Raw genomic sequence first — 17,900 nt, forward strand, 5'->3', positions numbered from 1 at the left:
TCACTTGGCCGGAGCCGGCGGCGGGACCGCCGCGGGGCCCTGGCCGGGGCCGCCCATCGGGCCACCCATGGGGCCACCCATCGGGCCGGGGCCGCCCATCGGGCCATAGCCGCCCATCGGGCCGTAACCGCCCATCGACCAGCCGCCGCCGGGGCCCATCATGCCCCAACCGGGGTGACCGCCACGGCCCATGCCCTTGCCGCCGGGGCCCATGCCCATTCCCATGCCCATCGGGCCGGCGAGCTCGGCCTCGTCGAGGGTCACCTTGCCGTCGTCGTTGCGATCGAACAGGGCGAAGCGCTTCTTGAAGGGCTTCTCGAACTCGGCCTTGGTGACCTTGCCGTCGCCGTCGAGATCGTGCATGGCGAGGAAGTGCTGCACCGCCGCCTCGGGAGCGCGGCGGCCGACCCAGGTCTCGGCCTCGGACTTGTCGATGATGCCGTCGTGGTTGGCGTCGATCTTGTCGAAGCGCTCGCCGACCAGCTTCATCGCCTCCTCGAGGGTGACGGCGCCGTTCTTGTCGGTGTCGAGGCGGGCGAACAGCTTCTCCATGACGCCGTCGCGCATGGCGCCGCGCATCATCGGGGCACCGTGCCAGCCCATCGGGCCGCCCTGCCAGCCCATCGGACCGTCGGGGCCGCAACCCATCGGACCGCGTGCATAAGCGGCACCGCCGGCGGCCACCGCGAGCACGCCCGCTCCGATCACGATCTTGGTGAGGGTCTTCATCTCGTCTCTCCGTTCGCGAGGGAGGAGCGGCGCCGCCGGGGGAGGAACGGCGTCCGTTTCCATCGCTTCGAAGAGGACCCTACCCCCCGCCACCTTGCGGGGAGTTTGTCGGGAAATTACGGTTCGTTCATGTATTTCCGCGCCGTTTCCTCGGCTTGCCGAGGATGCGCTCATGGATCGCGCGCGTCGCCGTCTCCGTCTCGACGAGATGGGCGGTGAGCGTCGAGAAATCGGGCAGTTCGCCGACCCGGCAGAGCAGATCGAGCAGGCCGCGCGGTGCCCCCTCGGGCCTGAACGGGCCGTCGGTGGCAAGCCGCAGCGCCTGGGTCAGGCCCTGATAGAGGCGCAGCGCCGGGCCGAGATCGTCGAAGTCGGCGAGCGAAAGGTGACCGGCGGCGACGAGGCGGTCGAGCGCCTCGGCGGTGTTGGTGGAAAAGAGCGCGGGATCGTCGGATCCGTGCCGGAGCATCAGATATTGGGCGACGAATTCGACGTCGACCAGACCGCCGGGGATCTGCTTGATGTCCCAGGGGTCGGTGGTGCCCTTGCTCTCGGCGATCAGCTCGCGCATCTCGACGACGTCGGCGCGCAGGCGCTCCGCCTCGCGCGGACGCACCAGCGCCTCGCGGATCGCCGCCTCGACCCGTGGGGCGAAGCCCGGGGACCCGGCGACGACCCGGGCGCGGGTCAGCGCCATCGCCTCCCAGGTCCAGGCCTCGCCGTGGTGATAGTCGACGAAGGTGGAGAGCCGGGTCGCCATCGGCCCCTTGTTGCCGGAGGGGCGCAGGCGGAAATCGACCTCGTAGAGGAGGCCCTGCGCGGTCGGCGCGGAGAGGGCGGCGACCAGTCGCTGGGTCAGGCGGATGTAATATTGGCTCGGCGCCAACGGGCGAGCCCCGTCGGAGGCCTCGCAGCTCTCGTCGAAGTCGTAGAGCAGCATCAGGTCGAGATCGGAGGACGCCGTCATCTCGCGGCCGCCGAGCTTGCCCATGGCGACCACCGCCGCGACGCCGCCGACGACCCGTCCGTGCGCCTTGGCGAATTCGGTCTCCACCGCCTCGAGCAGACGGCGAACCAGCACGCCGGCGAGCGCGGCATAGGCGGCGCCGGCCTGCATCGCCGACAAGGTGCCGGTGAGGACGCGCACGCCGATCAGGAACAACTGTTCCTGGCCGAAGATCCGGGCGCGGTCGAGCTGATCCTCGTAGTCGCGGGCGTCGGCGAAATAGGAGGCGAGCCGGCGATCGAGATCGGCGGTGTCGGGCACGCCGTCGTAGAAGGCCGGTTCCATCAGCGCGTCGAGGACGTGCGGGCGGCGGCCGATGGTCTCGGCGAGCTTCGGGGCGGCGCCCATGACGTCGCAGAGGAGGCGCAGCAGCGACGGGTTGGAGACCAGCAACGAGAAGATCTGCACGCCGGCCGGCAATTTCGCGACGAGGCGGTCGAAGGCGAGGAACGCGGCGTCGGCGTTGTCGGTCTCGGCGAGGGTGGTGAGGAGCACCGGGGTGAGCTCGGTCAGGCGTTCGCGCGCGACCGTCGAGCGGGTCGCGGCGTAGCGGCCGAAGTGCCAGGCGCGAATCGCGGCGGTGACGTCGGCGGGGCGGCGGAAGCCCATGGTGGAGAGCGTCTCGAGCGTGCCGGGATCGTCCTGATCGCCGGTGAAGACGAGATTGCCGAGGCCGGAGGAGAGGGTCGGCGCGTTCTCGAACAGGCGCGCGTAATGGCTCTGCACGGTCTCGAGCCGGCGCCGCAGCGCCGGGGCGAAGTCCTTCGTGCCCTTGAAGCCCATCATCCGGGCGATGCGGGCGACGCCCTCCTCCTCCATCGGCAGGCAATGGCTCTGCTCGTCGGCGACCATCTGGATGCGATGCTCGACGTTGCGCAGGAAGAGATAGGCCTCGGTCAGCTCGTCGCGGACGCGCGCCTCGATCCAGCCGGTCTCGACGAGGCGGGCGAGCATGGCGAGCGTCGAACGACCTCGCAGGGAGGGGTCGCGGCCACCGGCGATCAACTGCTGGGTCTGGACGAAGAACTCGATCTCGCGGATGCCGCCGCGCCCGAGCTTGACGTTGTGGCCGGCGACGGCGATCTCGCCGTGGCCCTTGTGCGCGTTGATCTGGCGCTTGATCGAATGGACGTCGGCGATCGCCGCGTAGTCGAAATACTTGCGCCAGACGAAGGGGCGGATCTCCTTGACGAACATCTCGCCACTGGCGACGTCGCCGGCGCAGGCGCGAGCCTTGATGAGGGCGGCGCGCTCCCAGTTCTGGCCCATGCTCTCGTAATATTGGAAGGCCGCATCGAGGCTCATGGCGATCGGCGTCGCCCCGGGATCCGGGCGCAGCCTCAGATCGACGCGGAAGACGTAACCGTCGGCGGTGCGCTCCTGCATGATCTTGACCATGCGGCGGGTCAATTTGACGAAGAGATCGACCGCCTCGTCGGGGTCGGCGAGACGGGCGACGCCGCGATCGAAGAAGACGATCAGGTCGACGTCGGAGGAGTAGTTGAGCTCGAAGGCGCCGTATTTGCCCATGGCGAGCAGGATCCAGCCGGAGCCCTTCGCCGGGTCGGCGGGGTCGGGCAGCGTGATCTTGCCGCGTTGGGCGACCTCGGCGAGGCAGAAGCGGCAGGTTGCCGCCAGCGTCGCGTCGGCGATGCGGGTGAGCGCGCCGGTCACCGCCATGGCGTCCCAGACGCCGCCGAGATCGGCGAGGCCGCAGGCGAGCGCCGCCTCCTGCTTGACCTGACGCAGCCGCTTCATCAGCGCCGCCTCGTCGGTGAGGTCGAGGGCGTCGGTCGCGGCGACGAGCGCGTCGATGGTCGCGGCCGGATCGTTCGACAGAATGCGGGCGAGGCGGCCGAGATCGCGGCCGGCGAGGTCGGTCAGATGCGGGGAATTGGCGAAGACGCCCTCGAGGAAGCGCTTCGTCTCGGGATGGGCGTCGAGGAGGGCGACGAGATCGGCGGCGGTGTCCTGGAAGCGGGCGCGCTCCATCACGCGGGCCATGGCGGCGGTCGCGGTCTTGCGATCGGGCGGCCGCACGTCGACGACGATGCGGTCGAGCAGCGCGGCGGTGGTCTTCGCGACGCGAACGGTATCGGACATGCTCGACGGGGCTCCCCTGCGGACGGACGCGTCGCCGTGACGGCGAACGGTGCCCAATGGATAGGCACCGGGCGCGGCCGGTCAAGCGGGGGAGAACGCTCAGGCGAGGAACGCCACCTTTCCGCCGTCGAGATCGTAATAGGCGGGGACGATCATCACTTTGCCCGCCTCGACGAGGGGGGCGATCACGGAGGAGTGCGCGACGATGCGCGCGGCGGTGCGGCGCGCGCTCTCCTTGGTCGCCTCGGTGACGAAATCGCCGCCGGCATCCTTGACCGCCAGGGCGGCGGGAACGATCGGCTCGATCATCGGGCCGATCGAACCGGGGAAGGTGGCGTTGCGGGTCACCACCGAGCAGGCGGCGGAGACCGCGCCGCAGCGCTGATGGCCGAGCACGACGATCAGCGGCACGCCGAGCACGGCGGCGCCGTATTCGAGCGTGCCGAGCACGCCGGTGTCGACGAGATTGCCGGCGTTGCGGGCGACGAAGAGTTCGCCGAGGCCGAGACCGCCGAAGAGGAGCTCGGGCGGGACGCGGCTGTCGGCGCAGGACACGATGCTGGCCCAAGGCGCCTGACCACCGGCGACATGGGCGCGCTGGCCGCCGAGGTCGGCGGCGCAGACCTGGGCGTCGGTCACGTAACGCTCGTTGCCGGCCTTCAGCTTGGCGAGCGCCTGGGCCGGGGTGAGATCGGTGGTCGGCCCGCCGGCCGCGCCGGCCGGCGTCGCGGAAAAGCCCGCGGAGGTCGCGACCGCGGCGGCCGCGGCCAGACCCAGAAACGCCCGTCGGTCGACGGCGCGCCGTTCACAGATGTCACACATGGTCGTTTCCCCCTCGAACCGGCGGTTGCCACGCGAACCGCCGATTTCAGACTAGAGGAGAATCGCGCGCGTACAACCGGGCGGCGGCGGCGTGGTTTCCGATCTCATTCGGCGACGGGAAGACTCAGAACGATCCGCAGGCCCGGCGCGGCATCCTCGACCGTGATCTCGCCCTTGTGCAGCCGCATCACGGCGGCGACGAGGGCGAGGCCGAGGCCGGATCCGGGGGTCGAGCGGCTCGCCTCGAGACGGGCGAAGCGCTCGAAGATGCGCTGGCGGTCGGCGGGATCGACGCCGGGGCCGTCGTCGGCGACCGAGAGCAGCGCCCGCCCGCCGGCGCGCGCCACCGTCAGGGTGACGTGCGGGGCGTGATCGTCCCGGCGGCCGTGTTTCAGCGCGTTGTCGACGAGATTGGTGAGGGCCTGGGCGATCAGCTCGCGATTGCCGCTGACCGGAACGGGGCCGTCGGCGACCAGGGTGAAGGCACCGCCCTCGTCCTCGGCGACCGGCTCGTAGAGCTCGGCGACCTCGCCGGCGATCTCGCGGACGTCGACCGGGTCGGCGGCGGTGAAGGCACGGCCGGCCTCGACCCGAGAGATCATCAGGAGCGCGTCGAAGGTGCGGATCAGCGCGTTCGATTCCTCGAGCGTCGCCTCCAGCGCGGCGCGGCGGGTCTCGTCGTCGTCGTCGGAGGCCGCCAGCGCCAGTTCGGCGCGGTTGCGCAGGCGGGTCAGCGGCGTCTTGAGATCATGGGCGATGGCGTCGGAGACGCCCTTGACCCCGCCCATCAATTCGCCGATCCGCTCCAACATGTCGTTGAGCCCGACCGCGAGACGGTCGAATTCGTCGCCCGACCCGCTCACCGGCAGGCGCCCGGAGAGATCGCCGTCGACGATGCGGCGGGAGGCGGCGGAGACCTGATCGATGCGCCGCAGCACCCGGCGCGACAGGAACCACCAGGTGAGGCCGGCGATCACCACCATCAGCACGGCGACGTAGCGAAAGGCGTTGCGGAAGACCGCGCGCACCCGCTCGCGCTCGCCGATGTCGCGGCCGACCAGGACACGGAACCCGTTGTCGAGGGCGAAGGCGCGCACCAGCGCGACGTGGTGGATCTCCTTGCCGCCGTCGAAGCGCATGTAATCGAGCGAGCGGGGGGCGGTGTCGTCGGTCGCCAGCGCGCCGGGGGGCAGCTCGGCGACGTTGCCGGCGATCGGATTGCCGGCGACGTCGACCACGTAGAAGAGGCCGGCGTCGGGGCGACGACTGCGGTCCTCGAGCGCGTAGACGAGACGGACGAGGCCGCCGCGCCGGTACTGATCCTGGAGCGCCTCGACGTCGGCGTCGATCGCCTCGTGGATCTGGCGGGTCATGATGCGGGTGGCGTCGTGGGTGACGACGATCACCAGAAACAGCGAGAAGGCGGTGAAGACCACCAGATAGAGCAGAGACAGTCGAACCGCCGTGGTGCGGGAGAGGCGGCGCAACGCGGCACCCGCCTCGGCCAGACGCCGGCCGAGCGAACGGGGGGCGGGACGGGCCGCCGACGGCGCCGGCGTGGTCACTTCGCCGCCTCGCGCACCATGTAACCGGCGCCGCGCACCGTGTGCAGCAGGGGCTTGTCCTGACCCTTGTCGATCTTGGAGCGCAGGCGCGACATGTGGACGTCGATGACGTTGGTCTGGGGATCGAAGTGATAATCCCAGACGTTCTCGAGCAGCATGGTGCGGGTCACCACCTGTCCGGCGTTCTTCATCAGATATTCGAGCAGGCGGAATTCGCGCGGCTGGAGCACGATCTCCTCACCGGCGCGGGTCACTGTGTGGGAGAGGCGGTCGAGGACGAGATCGCCGACGCGGTAGCTGGTCTCCACGTCGCCGGGGCGATGGCGGCGGGCGAGCGCCTCGACGCGGGCGAGAAGCTCGGTGATGGCATAGGGCTTGGCGAGATAGTCGTCGCCGCCGGCCTTGAGCCCGTCGACGCGGTCGTCGACCTGACCGAGGGCGGAGAGCACCAGAACCGGGGTCTGATCGCCGCGTCCGCGCATCTCCTGGACGATCGAGAGGCCATCGCGGCGCGGCAGCATGCGGTCCATCACCACAACGTCGAAACTGCCGGTCTCGACCGCATGCGCGCCGTCGTCGCCGTCGGCGGCGTGTTCGACGGAGTGACCGGCCTCCTTGAGGGCCTTCACCAGATAGGTCGCGGCTTCGCGGTCGTCTTCGACGATGAGGATTCGCATGAGAGCACCTTACACCAAAGACCGGAGGCGCCGACGCGCCCGGTCTCTGAGGGCACGCGAATTTCTCATCTGCGTCAGAGGCATGAAAAATTCGCGTCGGGAATGCCGTCGGCCGTTTTCGACGCCCGATGGTATCGAGCGAAAAGCGGTCGACGGCGGAGCCTCGAGCTCCACCGCCGACCGAACCTCCGCCCGGGGAACGGGGCAAGGGGGGGATTTTGATCCCCGGCGGAGGGAACCGGATCCTCAGGAGGCGACGAGCGGCAGGGGCACGAAGCGGATGCCGTCCTGGGACTTCAGGCGCAGGAGCACCGCCTTGCGGCCCGACGTCTTGGCGACGCGGATCGCCTCGGTGACGTCGGCGACGGTCGCGACCGTCTTGCCCTGGACCTCGAGCACCACGTCGCCCGGCTTGATGCCGCGCTGAGCGGCGACGCCGGAGGGGTCGACGTCGACCACGGCGACACCGCCGCCCTGGATGCCGACTTCGGAAGCCGGCGACATGGCGAGGCCGAGATCGGAGAGCGAGGTCGAGGAGGCGCCGTCGTCCGGCAGCGTCGAGGCGACCTTGACGTCCTTGGGCATACGGCCGAGTTCGACCTCGATCGCGCGCTCCTTGGCGTCGCGAACCACGGTCAGCATGACCTTGGCGCCGGGTTCATAGGCGGCGACGAGACGGGCGAGATCGCGCGAGTTCTTCACCGGACGGCCGTCGACGGCGAGGATCGCGTCGCCGGGCTTCAGGCCGGCCTTGGCGGCGGGCGTGTCGGGCTGGGTCTGGGCGACCAGGGCGCCGCGCGCCTCCTTGAGGCCGAGGCTGTCGGCCATGTCGCGGCCGATCGGCTGAATGGCGACGCCGAGCCAGCCGCGCACCACCTCGCCGCCCCGCTCGAGCTGGGCGATGACCTTCTGCACGGTGGCGGCGGGGATCGCGAAGCCGATGCCGACCGAACCGCCGGAGGGCGAATAGATGGCGGTGTTCATGCCGACGACGTTGCCCTGGAGGTCGAAGGTCGGGCCGCCGGAGTTGCCGCGATTGATCGGGGCGTCGATCTGGAGGAAGTCGTCGTAGGGACCGGCGCCGATCTCGCGGCCACGCGCCGAGACGATGCCGGCCGTCACCGAGCCGCCGAGGCCGAAGGGATTGCCGACCGCCAGCACCCAGTCGCCGGGGCGCACGTCGCCGGTGGCGAAGGGGACGGTCGGGAAGTCCTTCTTGGTGCCCTCGATCTGCAAGAGCGCGACGTCGGTCTTCTCGTCGGAGCCGACCACCTTGGCGTCGTATTCGGTGCCGTCCTCGGTCACCACCGACACGGCGGTGGCGTCCTTCACGACGTGGAAGTTGGTCACCACCTTGCCTTCGGGCGCGATGATGAAGCCCGAGCCTTGCGCGATCACCTGACCGGCGCCGGGGCCGTGGCGCCAACCCTTGCGCGGGCCCTGGCCCATGCCGGGTCCCGGACCCATGCCGCGGCCGGGGCCGCCCCATTCGCGGAACCAGCGGTCGAGCGGACCGCCTTCCGGCAGATCGGGGAAGCTCTGGGCGAAGGATTCGCGCGCGCCGGGGGCCTCGCCCTTGACGCGGATCGAGACGACGGCCGGGCGGACGCGATCGACCACCGGAGCGAAGGAGAAGTTCTGGAGAAGCGGCGAGACCGCCGGGGCTTCGGCACGGACCGGCGGGGTCTGACCGAGCAGCTGCACGCCGGCGAGGACGCCGACCAGGGCGAGCGAGGCGCCGCCGGCCAGCCAGGTCTTGCGACGCAGGGAGCGGGCGTGGGTGGGGATGTTCGGTTCGCGGTTCATCATCGAATGAGGCCCATCGGGTTCGAAGCGTATTTTCGAGACGGCCCGGGGGGTGCCGTCGACGCTCGAGAAGATGGGGCTCGTCGCCTTACGGCGCCCTGTCGAACGGATTAAACATCCGTAATGCGCCCGGGATCCGCCACCGGACGGCGCGCGCGGCATCGAGCGCCCGCCGCCGTCCGGCGTCGCGAGCACCGGGCGGAGGCGCGGCTCGTCCGGAGGGGAAGCCGTCGCGCGGCGGCGCCGTCAGCGGTCGAGCAGATCGGCCAGCCGCGCCTTTTCCGCCTCGGTGAGCGGGGCCTCGACCGAGGCGCGCGCCCCCTTGCGGCGCAGGGTGCGCCACGCCGCGACGCCGCCCAAGAGCAGCACCGCGAAGGGGGCGAGCCAGAGGATCGCCGTGCGCATCTCGAAGCGCGGACGCAGGAGCACGAATTCGCCGTAGCGCGCGACCAGCCAGTTCTTGACCGCCGCGTCGTCGTCGCCGGCGGTGAGGCGCTCGCGCACCAGGATGCGCAGATCCTTGGCGAGCGGCGCGTCGCTGTCGTCGATCGACTGATTCTGACAGACGAGGCAGCGCAGCTCGGACGAGATCGCCCGGGCGCGCGCCTCGAGCGCGGGGTCCTTCAGCATCTCGTCGGGCTGCACCGCGACCGCGACGCCGGTCGCCAGCGGCTGGACGGCGAGCGCCCAGCCGAGCAGCGCGGCGGCGAGGAGGGGACGGCGAGCGAGGGTGGCACGCATCGGATCTCTCCTCACTCGGCCGCGGCCGGCAGGGCGGCGGAGGCGACGCGGCTCGGCTTGGGCGCGCCGATGCGCAGGCGGCGATCGGTGAGCGAGACGGCGCCGCCGATCGCCATCACCAGACAGCCGAGCCAGATAAGGAGCACCATCGGCTTCCAATAGATGCGCATGGCGACGCCGCCGCCCTGGCTCTCGCCCATCGCCAGATAGAGCTGGGAGAAGCCGTCGAAGGTGGCGATCGCGGTCTCGGTGGTGGGCATCTTGCGGGTGCGGTAGTTGCGCTTGGCCGGCTCCAGCACCGCCACCTCGCGGCCCTTCTCGCGCACCACGAAATGGGCGACGGTGGCGTCGTAGTTGGGACCGACGATCGTCTTCTCCTCGGTCAGCGTCAGGTCGAAGCGCGCGACCTGGACGGTCTCGCCCGGCTTCATCACCAGGACGTGCTCGACCTTCCAGGCGCCCTCGGCGACCACGCCGAAGATCAGCAGGCCGACGCCGAGATGGCCGAGCATGGCGCCCCAGGCGGAGCGCGGCAGGCCGACGGCGCGCCGGAAGGCGACCGAGGGCTCGGAGAAGAGCTTGATGCGGAAGGCGATCTCGGCGAGCGCGCCGAGCGACAGCCACAGCCCGAGGCCGATGCCGAAGGGCGCCAGGATCGGCCCGCCGCGCGTCGCCCACCAGGTCGCGATCGTGCCGAGGATCGCCACGACGAAGACCACGGCGAGGCGCTGCGCCACCGCCAGGAGATCGCCGCGCTTCCAGGCGAGGAAGGGGCCGATCGGCATCACCAGGAGGAGCGGCACCATCAGGGGGCCGAAGGTCATCTCGAAGAAGGGCGCGCCGACCGAGATCTTGCCGCCGGTGGTCGCCTCGAGCAGCAGCGGATAGAGCGTGCCGATGAAGACGGCGGCGCAGGCGGCGGTCAGGAACAGATTGTTGAAGACCAGCGCGCCCTCGCGGCTGATCGGGGCGAAGAGGCCGCCCTTGGTCAGGGCTCCCGCGCGCGCCGCGAAGAGGGTGAGCGAGCCGCCGACGAACAGCACGAGAATGCCGAGGATGAAGACGCCGCGGGCCGGGTCGGTGGCGAAGGCATGGACCGAGGTGAGCACGCCCGAGCGGACCAGAAAGGTGCCGAGCAGCGACAACGAGAAGGTCAGGATCGCCAGAAGGATGGTCCAGACCTTGAGCGCGTCGCGCTTCTCCATGACGATCGAGGAATGCAGCAGCGCGGTGCCGGCGAGCCAGGGCATCAGCGAGGCGTTCTCGACCGGATCCCAGAACCACCAGCCGCCCCAGCCGAGTTCGTAATAGGCCCAGTAGGAGCCCATGGCGATGCCGAGCGTCAGGAACACCCAGGCGGCGAGCGTCCATGGACGCACCCAGCGCGCCCAGGCGGCGTCGATGCGGCCCTCGATCAGGGCGGCGACCGCGAAGGAGAAGGCGATCGAAAAGCCTACATAGCCGAGATAGAGCAGCGGCGGGTGGATGGCGAGGCCGGGATCCTGGAGGATCGGGTTGAGGTCGCGGCCCTCCATCGGCGCGCGCAGGATGCGGGCGAAGGGATTCGAGGTGAGCAGCACGAAGAGATAGAAGGCGACCGCCACCCAGGCCTGGACGCCGAGCACGGCGGCGAGCAGCGTCTTCGGCAGATTGCGCCCGAACCACGCCACCATCGCGCCGAACAGCGCCAGGATCGACACCCACAGGAGCATCGAGCCCTCGTGATTCCCCCAGACGCCGGAGATCTTGTAGATCATCGGCTTCTGCGAATGGGAGTTCTCGAAGACGTTGGCGACCGAGAAGTCGGAGGCGACGTGGGCCCAGGTGAGGGCTGCGAAGGAGATCGCGACGAAGCCGAACTGACCCCAGGCGACGGGGCGCGCCACCGCCATCAGCCGCGCGTCGGCCGCCTTCACGCCCCAGATCGGCAGCACCGACTGGACGAGAGCGAGCGCCAGCGCCAGAACCAGCGCGTAATGTCCGACTTCGACGATCATTCCGTCTCTCCCATCGACCCCGGCCGGGAAGGGCCCCTCGCCCCCTCGGCCGGACGGTCGCCTCAGTTGGTCTTCGGCGTGGCCTTGGCAGCCTCTTCCTGCCAATGGCCGCTCTGCTTGAGCGCGTCGGCGACTTCCTTGGGCATGTATTTCTCGTCGTGCTTGGCGAGCACGCTGTCGGCGACGAAGACGCCGTCGGTGCCGACCTTGCCCTCGGCGACGGTGCCCTGCCCTTCCCGGAAGAGATCGGGCAGGATGCCGGTGTAGGTCACCGCGACCGCATTGGCGCCGTCGGTGACGCGGAAGTGGACGGTGGCGTTCTCGCGCTTCACCGAGCCTTCCTCGACCAGTCCGCCGAGCCGCAGGCGCATGCCCGGCTTCACCGTACCCTGAGCGAGATCCGAGGGCGAGGTGAAGAAGGTGATCTTGTCGTCGAGCGCGAAGAGCACCAGCGCGACGGCGGTGGCGAGCACCAGGCCGGCCAGACCGATCAGCGTCAGTCGCTTCTGTTTACGGGTCATCCTCGGTCTCTCCTCACGATGTCCGACGATCTCATTTCTGCGCGGCGAGCGCATCGAGACGCGCGGTCGCGGCGGGGTCGGCGGCGAGCGCCGTCCGTGCCCGGGCGATCGCGTCGTCGGCCTCCGCCGTCCGGCCCATCACGCGATAGGCGCGGACCAGACGCTCCCATTCCTCGATGGTGCCGCCGGAGCTCTTCAGGCGCTCGTCGAGACGGGCGACCATGTCGCCGATCATCTTGGAGCGGTCGGCGGCCGACATCTGGCCGGCGGCCTGCACTTCCGCGGCGGTCGGACCCGGCGGGGTCGCGGCCTCGGGCGTGGCGAGCGGGGTGACGGCCTTGCCGGCGGCGACCGCCTCGGCCTTGGCCAGTTCCTCGCGGGCGACGCCCATCCACGGATCGGCGTCGGTGCCGGAGGCGACCAGCGCCTTCCAGGCGGCGACCGCCTCGTCCTTCTTGCCTTCCTGCGACAGGGCGGCGGCGAGATACATGCGCGGCAGGACCGCCTTCGGCTCGGCGGCGAGCGCGCCGCGGAAGGCGGCCTGAGCCTCCGGGCCGATGGCGCCGTCGCCGGCCGCCACCAACGCCTCGCCGAGGCCGATGTTGCGGCGCTCGGACGGGCCGGCGATGCGGATCGCCGTGGTCCACGCCTTGGCGGCGTCGTCCATACGGCCGAGCCTCATGTAGACCGGCGCGACCACCTCCCAGCCCCGGGCGTCCTCGGGATTGGCGGCGAGATGCGCCTCGACACGGGCGACCAGCGCCTCGATCGACTGGCCCTCGGCGCCGGCGAGACGCCGGGCGAGCGGGGCGTCGGGCAGATCGGGACGGCCGATCATCAGATAACCGCCGACCGAGAACACGGGGATCACCACCACCGCGAGGACGGCGACGACACGGGCGAGACGGTTCGAGCCGGCGGCGGCCTCGCCCGGCTCGCCACGGCGCGCGGCGCGCAGCAGGCGGCGGGAGATCTCGGCGCGCGCGGCTTCCGCCTCGGCCTCGGGCACCAGCCCGGCCTCGCGATCGCGATCGAGTTCGGAGAGTTGATCCCGGTAGACGGCGAGATCGCCGTCCTCGGTCGCGGCGGCACCGCGGCGGCCGCGCACCAGCGGGGCGAGAACGATCACGACGGCGACGGCGGTCAAGCCGGCGAACAGGGCCCAGATGAACATCACGCCGACAACCGCTCCTCGTTCCGCTCGTTCGTCCCGCCGGCCGAACCATGGGCGGCGAAGGGTCGCTCGAGGGTCAGATACCCTCGGTGGCCGACGACGGCAATGGGACAAGGATCTATCGTGGTCGACCACACGAGATGTTGACCACGGTCAAGATGCGGATTTCGACGGATCAACCGGCGGCGCGGGCGGGCTTGGCGACGCCCAGATCGCGGCTCTTGCGCAGCACCGCCGCGTAGTCCTCGCCGAACACCAGGGCGCTCAGACGGATCGCGCCGTCGACCGCCTCGACCAGCACCGAACGATCGTGGACGGCAGGCGTCTTCAGTTCGTTCATGAGCCGATTGACGATCAATTCCAGGGTGTTCTCGACCTGCTTGCGGGCGCGGACGGCGAGTTCGTTGACGGCGAGACTGTCGACCGCGAGGCGCGCCTCGAGGGTCACGCGGACGGCGAATTCGGCATCGGCGAAGCCCGCCTCGTCGAAGCGCCCCGACCAGCCGTCGTGGCTCTCGATGCGCAGGCAACGGCGCACCAGACCGGGCGCCGCCTCGAGTTGTTTGGACACGGTCTGCGACATCGCACCGCGCGCCGCGCCGAGGCGACGGAACCAGGACGAGACGCTCTCGACCGGCAGGGTCAGCTCGAAATTGCGGGTCAGCTCGTGATAGGCGCGCAGATCGGCGAGGAACCCCTCGCGCGAGGCGGCGTCGTTGCCGCGCGCGGCGGCCTGGGCGGCATGCAGCTCGATTCGGGCGATGACCGCGTCGACCAGGGGCGCGTAGCGGCTGGTGGCGATCAGGCGGGGATCGGAGGTGGCGGCCAGCCGGCAGGCGAGATGGGCGAGGACGGCCGGATTGGCGGCGCGGGTCGAGACCGCGACCGCGATCCAGTCGGCGCCGAGCAGTCCCTGATCGAGCGAGGTGCGCACCACTTCGGTCAGCCGCGAGGGTTCAGCCACGTCGAAGGCGGTGATGTTGTGCGGCAACTGGCCGAGGAGATTGGCGAAGGCGGCTTCGTTCTGGAGGACGTAGGCGATGTCCGACATGGCCCGGAAGGCCGGTTCACCGCCGAGATGGCCGGCGAGCTTCTGGCGCGCCTTGGGATCGGCGCCGACCTCGCGCAGCAGCTCGACCATGACCGCGGCGACCTCGCGACGCAGCTTGCGGGCGATCGGGGCGGCGTCGGCGGTGGCGTCGAGCGGATCGGCGGCGAGCGCGCGCTCCCAGGCGGCGCTGGCGAGATCGCGGCGGATCCAGTTCCAGATGTCGGAGAGGCGCCGGCGCGGGATGCGGCCGAGCGCGGGGGCGGCGGGCGTCTCGTCGACGAAGAAGGGTTCGACCGGGGCGAAGAAGGCGCGTTCCAGCCGGCTCGACCAGGGCTCGGCACCGGCCGCCACGTGGCGTTCGGCCTCCTCTGCCAGTTCGAGGCCCTCGACCGCCTTGAGGATGATCTCGCTCGGGAGGTCGGCATGGCCGGCGGCCCGCAACGAACGGACCAGCATCGCCCTCGCCGCCGGCGAGAGCGATTCCATGTAGGTGCGAACCTTGGACGTGAGGAGCCCCGGTTCGGGCATCGCGCGCTCTCCGTCGGTCTTTCGGGGCCGCTCGTCGCCTCGGCGCGAGCAGCCTCCTCCCAATGTCGTCGAACCGCTCCGGCGGATTGCGAGACGCTCGACGAACGAGGATCCGAAAACGCGCACGAGGATCGGCGCTCGAAGGATCGGCCTTATTTTTTAAGAATTGATGAGTGGCGCGGGGGCATCGTCTCAGGAAATCGGATGCCAGCTGCCGTCGGGCTGGCGGCAGGCCGTCGACCGCCGGGTCTCCTTGCGTCCGTCGATGGTGACGACGTCGACGAAGTCGCGGCAGGTGTACTGATTGACCGCGTAGGCAGGCCCCGGGGTGACCTGACCGCGATGCGAGGTCGCGGCGTTGTGCCATTCGCGGGTGACGCCGGCGGCGCCCGATTCGAGGGCGATGTAGTCGGCCTCGGCGGCGAGACGGCGATCGGTGTCGTCGAGCTGGCGCGCGATGTCGCCGGCGACCCAGCCGGCGTGGAGCGCCATGGCGCCGGCGGAGACCGTCTCGGTGCCGGCCGGGCGGCTCTTGGGGGGCGAACCGATGAGACCTCCGGTCAGTTTCGTGGTCATCCCGTCGAGGTTCGATCCCGACGAGGTCTCCACGCATCCGCCGAGCAGGGCGCAGAGGATGCCGACCGCGCCGATCATGCCGATGTTCATCGCCGCCTTCCGTGTTCGTCCGTGTCCGCCGAGCCCGTTCCGGGGGACGTCGCTTCGCCGATCCGGCCCTCTTTGTCCATGGCATCATGGCCGAAATGGGTCGCGCGAACACGCGAAATCACAGTGCCGGCAGATGCAGCCGGCAACAGAGGCCGCCGAGCGAGGAGGCGTCCAGTTCGAAGGCGCCGCCGTAGAGACGGGCGGTCTCGTCGACGATCGACAGGCCGAGGCCCGAGCCGGGAACGGTCTCGTCGAGGCGGCGGCCGCGCTTCAGCGCCTCGGGGCGCGAATCCGGGTCGAGACCCGGCCCGTCGTCCTCGACGGTGAGGATCAGACGGTGCGGCGCGCCGTCGGCGCCGGTCTCCGGCTCCGCCGTCACCACCACCCGGCTCGCGCACCATTTGCAGGCGTTGTCGACGAGATTGCCGAGGGCCTCCTCCAGGTCCTCCCGTTCGCCGCGGAAGCGCAGGCCCGGGGCGATCCGCGTCTCGATCGCGACGCCCTTGTCGGCGTGGATGCGGCGCATCGCCCGGACGAGGCGCTCGATCACCGGATCGAGGTCGGTGACCACGCCGATGACGCGGCGTTGGGCGGCGATCCGGGCACGGTCGAGATGGTGCTGGACGTGCTCGCGCATCAGGTCGGTCTGCTCGATCACGTGGCGGGCGAGCGACTGATCGGAACTGCGCGCCTCGTTGACGAGCACGGAGAGCGGCGTCTTCAACGCGTGGGCGAGATTGCCGACATGGGTGCGCGCGCGCTCCATCGCCTCGCGATTCGTCTCGATGAGCGCATCGAGTTCGTGGGCGAGCGGGGCGATCTCGGTCGGCATGTCGTCGTCGAAGCGGTCGGCGTCGCCGGAGCGGATACGCGCCAGCGCCCGGCGCATTCTCTCGAGCGGCGCCAGGGCGAGACGCACCTGGAACAGCGCCGACGCGACCGAGCCGAGACCGACCAGGGCCAGAACCGCGATCGCGCGCCAGCGGAAGCCGGCGACGTCGGCCTCGAGTTCGCCGGTGTTGCCGGCGACCGCGAGGCGGAATTCGGAGGCGCCGTCGAAGTCGACGGTGCGTTCGAGCACGCGCAGCCGCTTCTGGTCGGGACCCGCCACATAGGCGGAGGCGACCCGTCCGCGCGACACCGGGACGCCCTCGTCGCTGGGCAGACGCAGGATCTCGCCGATCAGCGAGGGCGAGGCGACGACGACGCGTTCGTCGCCGACCCGGCGCACCACCCAATACCAGCCCGACAGCGGCAGCTCGAACCGCGCCTCGCCGAGATCGTCGGGGACGCGGAAACTGCCGCCGGCGTCGGCCTGCGCGGCGAGCGCGCCGACCAGGGTCTTCATGTGGACGGTGAGGCGGTCGTCGAAGGAGCGTTCGACGAAGTCGCGATAGACGGCGATGAGGACGAAACCCGCGACCACCAGGGACAGCGTGCTCCACAGCGCCGCCAGCAGGAAGAAGCGACGTGCGAGCGACTGGCCGGTCATGTCCCGTCGGTGCTCACGGTGTAGCCGAGCCCGCGCACGGTTTCGATGACCCGATCGCCGAGCTTCTTGCGCAGGCGCCCGACGAAGACCTCGATCGTATTGGAATCCCGATCGAAATCCTGATCGTAGAGGTGCTCGACGAGTTCGGTTCGCGACACCACCCGGCCCTGATGCAGCATCAGATAGGCGAGCAGGCGATATTCGTGGGAGGTCAGTTTGACCGGCGCGCCGGCGATGGTGACGCGCCCGGAGCGGGTGTCGAGGACGACGTCGCCGACCGTCATCTCGTTGCTGGCGCGACCGGCGGCGCGGCGCACCAGGGCCCGGACGCGCGCCAGGATCTCCTCCATGTGGAAGGGCTTGGCGACATAGTCATCGGCGCCCGCGTCGATCCCCGCGACCTTGTCGGACCAGCGATCGCGCGCGGTGAGCAGCAGCACCGGCATCTTGCGGCCGGCGCGGCGCCATCTCTCGAGCACGGTGATGCCGTCCATCTCGGGCAGGCCGATGTCGAGGACGACGACGTCATAGGGTTCGGTGTCGCCGAGAAAATGTCCCTCGGTTCCGTCGAAGGCGGTGTCGACGGCGTATTCGGCCTCACGGAAGGCCTCGGCGAGTTGTCGATTGAGATTGATGTCGTCTTCCACGATCAGCAGTCGCACGTCCGATGTCCCTCTCGCGGTTCGGCCCGGTCGTTCGTCAGCGCCCATCGTACACCACGCGACCGTCGCGCGCATCGAGCAGGATCCGCCGGACGCTGCCGCGCGAATCGAGCAGCGTCACCCGATAGACCAGAATTCCGTCGTCGCCGCCGCAGAGTTCGGCGCGGACGATCTCGCCTTCGAACCGGCGCGCGATTTCGGCGAGGCGCACCGCCCGCCCCTCGCGCAGGGCGCGATCGACGGCGGCCGGGGCGAGGCAGGCGTGATCCGTGACCCCGAGCTCTCCGGCGCCGGCGCCGGACAGGGTCGTGAGGAGGAGGAGCGCCGCGAGACGGATGGACATGGAGCCATTGTCGACGC

At 70.4% G+C, this 17,900-nt stretch carries 15 protein-coding genes; all 15 read right to left on the bottom strand.

The features are described 5' to 3' along the window. Complete coding sequence (locus J3S89_RS03715; protein ID WP_217926127.1) at nt 1–729, bottom strand: EF-hand domain-containing protein; 729 nt, start codon at nt 727–729, stop codon at nt 1–3. 127 nt (nt 730–856) lie between these two features. Next, on the bottom strand, nt 857–3,838 hold the full coding sequence (locus tag J3S89_RS03720) for a bifunctional [glutamine synthetase] adenylyltransferase/[glutamine synthetase]-adenylyl-L-tyrosine phosphorylase (protein ID WP_217926128.1): 2,982 nt from the start codon (nt 3,836–3,838) through the stop codon (nt 857–859). Between the two features lie 99 nt (nt 3,839–3,937). Further along, a complete protein-coding gene (locus J3S89_RS03725; protein ID WP_217926129.1) occupies nt 3,938–4,660 on the bottom strand; it encodes a carbonic anhydrase in 723 nt (240 codons plus the stop codon). A 104-nt stretch (nt 4,661–4,764) separates the two neighbouring features. Continuing rightward, nucleotides 4,765–6,225 carry a sensor histidine kinase gene (locus tag J3S89_RS03730; protein WP_230488935.1) on the bottom strand — a complete coding sequence of 487 codons (1,461 nt, stop codon included), beginning with the start codon at nt 6,223–6,225 and terminating at the stop codon, nt 4,765–4,767. Next, nucleotides 6,222–6,902: a response regulator transcription factor gene (locus J3S89_RS03735; RefSeq protein ID WP_217926130.1), complete on the bottom strand. Its 681-nt coding sequence runs from the start codon at nt 6,900–6,902 to the stop codon at nt 6,222–6,224. Before J3S89_RS03735 ends, J3S89_RS03730 begins: the two co-directional genes overlap by 4 nt. Nucleotides 6,903–7,148: 246 nt before the next feature. Then, entirely contained in the window at nt 7,149–8,708 is a 1,560-nt protein-coding gene (locus J3S89_RS03740) for a Do family serine endopeptidase (protein ID WP_230488936.1), read from the bottom strand. 246 nt (nt 8,709–8,954) lie between these two features. After that, nucleotides 8,955–9,449, bottom strand: a complete 495-nt coding sequence (locus J3S89_RS03745; RefSeq protein ID WP_217926132.1) for a cytochrome c-type biogenesis protein — start codon at nt 9,447–9,449, stop codon at nt 8,955–8,957. Between the two features lie 11 nt (nt 9,450–9,460). Further along, a complete protein-coding gene (locus tag J3S89_RS03750) occupies nt 9,461–11,446 on the bottom strand; it encodes a heme lyase CcmF/NrfE family subunit (protein WP_217926133.1) in 1,986 nt (661 codons plus the stop codon). 62 nt (nt 11,447–11,508) lie between these two features. After that, a complete protein-coding gene (gene ccmE / locus J3S89_RS03755) occupies nt 11,509–11,967 on the bottom strand; it encodes a cytochrome c maturation protein CcmE (RefSeq protein ID WP_217926134.1) in 459 nt (152 codons plus the stop codon). A gap of 31 nt (nt 11,968–11,998) precedes the next feature. Next, entirely contained in the window at nt 11,999–13,141 is a 1,143-nt protein-coding gene (ccmI, locus tag J3S89_RS03760; RefSeq protein WP_217926135.1) for a c-type cytochrome biogenesis protein CcmI, read from the bottom strand. Nucleotides 13,142–13,316: 175 nt separating this feature from the next. Beyond that, complete coding sequence (locus J3S89_RS03765; protein ID WP_217926136.1) at nt 13,317–14,720, bottom strand: hypothetical protein; 1,404 nt, start codon at nt 14,718–14,720, stop codon at nt 13,317–13,319. Between the two features lie 192 nt (nt 14,721–14,912). Next, nucleotides 14,913–15,386 carry a hypothetical protein gene (locus J3S89_RS03770; protein ID WP_217926137.1) on the bottom strand — a complete coding sequence of 158 codons (474 nt, stop codon included), beginning with the start codon at nt 15,384–15,386 and terminating at the stop codon, nt 14,913–14,915. Nucleotides 15,387–15,504: 118 nt separating this feature from the next. After that, nucleotides 15,505–16,878 carry a sensor histidine kinase gene (locus tag J3S89_RS03775; protein ID WP_217926138.1) on the bottom strand — a complete coding sequence of 458 codons (1,374 nt, stop codon included), beginning with the start codon at nt 16,876–16,878 and terminating at the stop codon, nt 15,505–15,507. Further along, on the bottom strand, nt 16,875–17,540 hold the full coding sequence (locus J3S89_RS03780) for a response regulator transcription factor (RefSeq protein ID WP_217926139.1): 666 nt from the start codon (nt 17,538–17,540) through the stop codon (nt 16,875–16,877). The genes J3S89_RS03775 and J3S89_RS03780 overlap by 4 nt, the downstream gene beginning before the upstream one ends. Nucleotides 17,541–17,577: 37 nt before the next feature. Then, entirely contained in the window at nt 17,578–17,883 is a 306-nt protein-coding gene (locus J3S89_RS03785; RefSeq protein WP_217926140.1) for a PepSY domain-containing protein, read from the bottom strand. Nucleotides 17,884–17,900: the final 17 nt, after the last annotated feature.

The organism is Pinisolibacter aquiterrae, assembly GCF_019160155.1.
Classification (GTDB): domain Bacteria; phylum Pseudomonadota; class Alphaproteobacteria; order Rhizobiales; family Ancalomicrobiaceae; genus Pinisolibacter; species Pinisolibacter aquiterrae.

What these genes read in the sequence shown, in the direction of transcription:
- J3S89_RS03715 (WP_217926127.1), bottom strand. Translation starts at nt 729, where the DNA reads ATGAAGACCCTCACCAAGATCGTGATCGGAGCGGGCGTGCTCGCGGTG.
- J3S89_RS03720 (WP_217926128.1), bottom strand. Translation starts at nt 3,838, where the DNA reads ATGTCCGATACCGTTCGCGTCGCGAAGACCACCGCCGCGCTGCTCGAC.
- J3S89_RS03725 (WP_217926129.1), bottom strand. Translation starts at nt 4,660, where the DNA reads ATGTGTGACATCTGTGAACGGCGCGCCGTCGACCGACGGGCGTTTCTG.
- J3S89_RS03735 (WP_217926130.1), bottom strand. Translation starts at nt 6,902, where the DNA reads ATGCGAATCCTCATCGTCGAAGACGACCGCGAAGCCGCGACCTATCTG.
- J3S89_RS03740 (WP_230488936.1), bottom strand. Translation starts at nt 8,708, where the DNA reads ATGAACCGCGAACCGAACATCCCCACCCACGCCCGCTCCCTGCGTCGC.
- J3S89_RS03745 (WP_217926132.1), bottom strand. Translation starts at nt 9,449, where the DNA reads ATGCGTGCCACCCTCGCTCGCCGTCCCCTCCTCGCCGCCGCGCTGCTC.
- J3S89_RS03750 (WP_217926133.1), bottom strand. Translation starts at nt 11,446, where the DNA reads ATGATCGTCGAAGTCGGACATTACGCGCTGGTTCTGGCGCTGGCGCTC.
- ccmE (WP_217926134.1), bottom strand. Translation starts at nt 11,967, where the DNA reads ATGACCCGTAAACAGAAGCGACTGACGCTGATCGGTCTGGCCGGCCTG.
- ccmI (WP_217926135.1), bottom strand. Translation starts at nt 13,141, where the DNA reads ATGTTCATCTGGGCCCTGTTCGCCGGCTTGACCGCCGTCGCCGTCGTG.
- J3S89_RS03765 (WP_217926136.1), bottom strand. Translation starts at nt 14,720, where the DNA reads ATGCCCGAACCGGGGCTCCTCACGTCCAAGGTTCGCACCTACATGGAA.
- J3S89_RS03770 (WP_217926137.1), bottom strand. Translation starts at nt 15,386, where the DNA reads ATGAACATCGGCATGATCGGCGCGGTCGGCATCCTCTGCGCCCTGCTC.
- J3S89_RS03775 (WP_217926138.1), bottom strand. Translation starts at nt 16,878, where the DNA reads ATGACCGGCCAGTCGCTCGCACGTCGCTTCTTCCTGCTGGCGGCGCTG.
- J3S89_RS03785 (WP_217926140.1), bottom strand. Translation starts at nt 17,883, where the DNA reads ATGTCCATCCGTCTCGCGGCGCTCCTCCTCCTCACGACCCTGTCCGGC.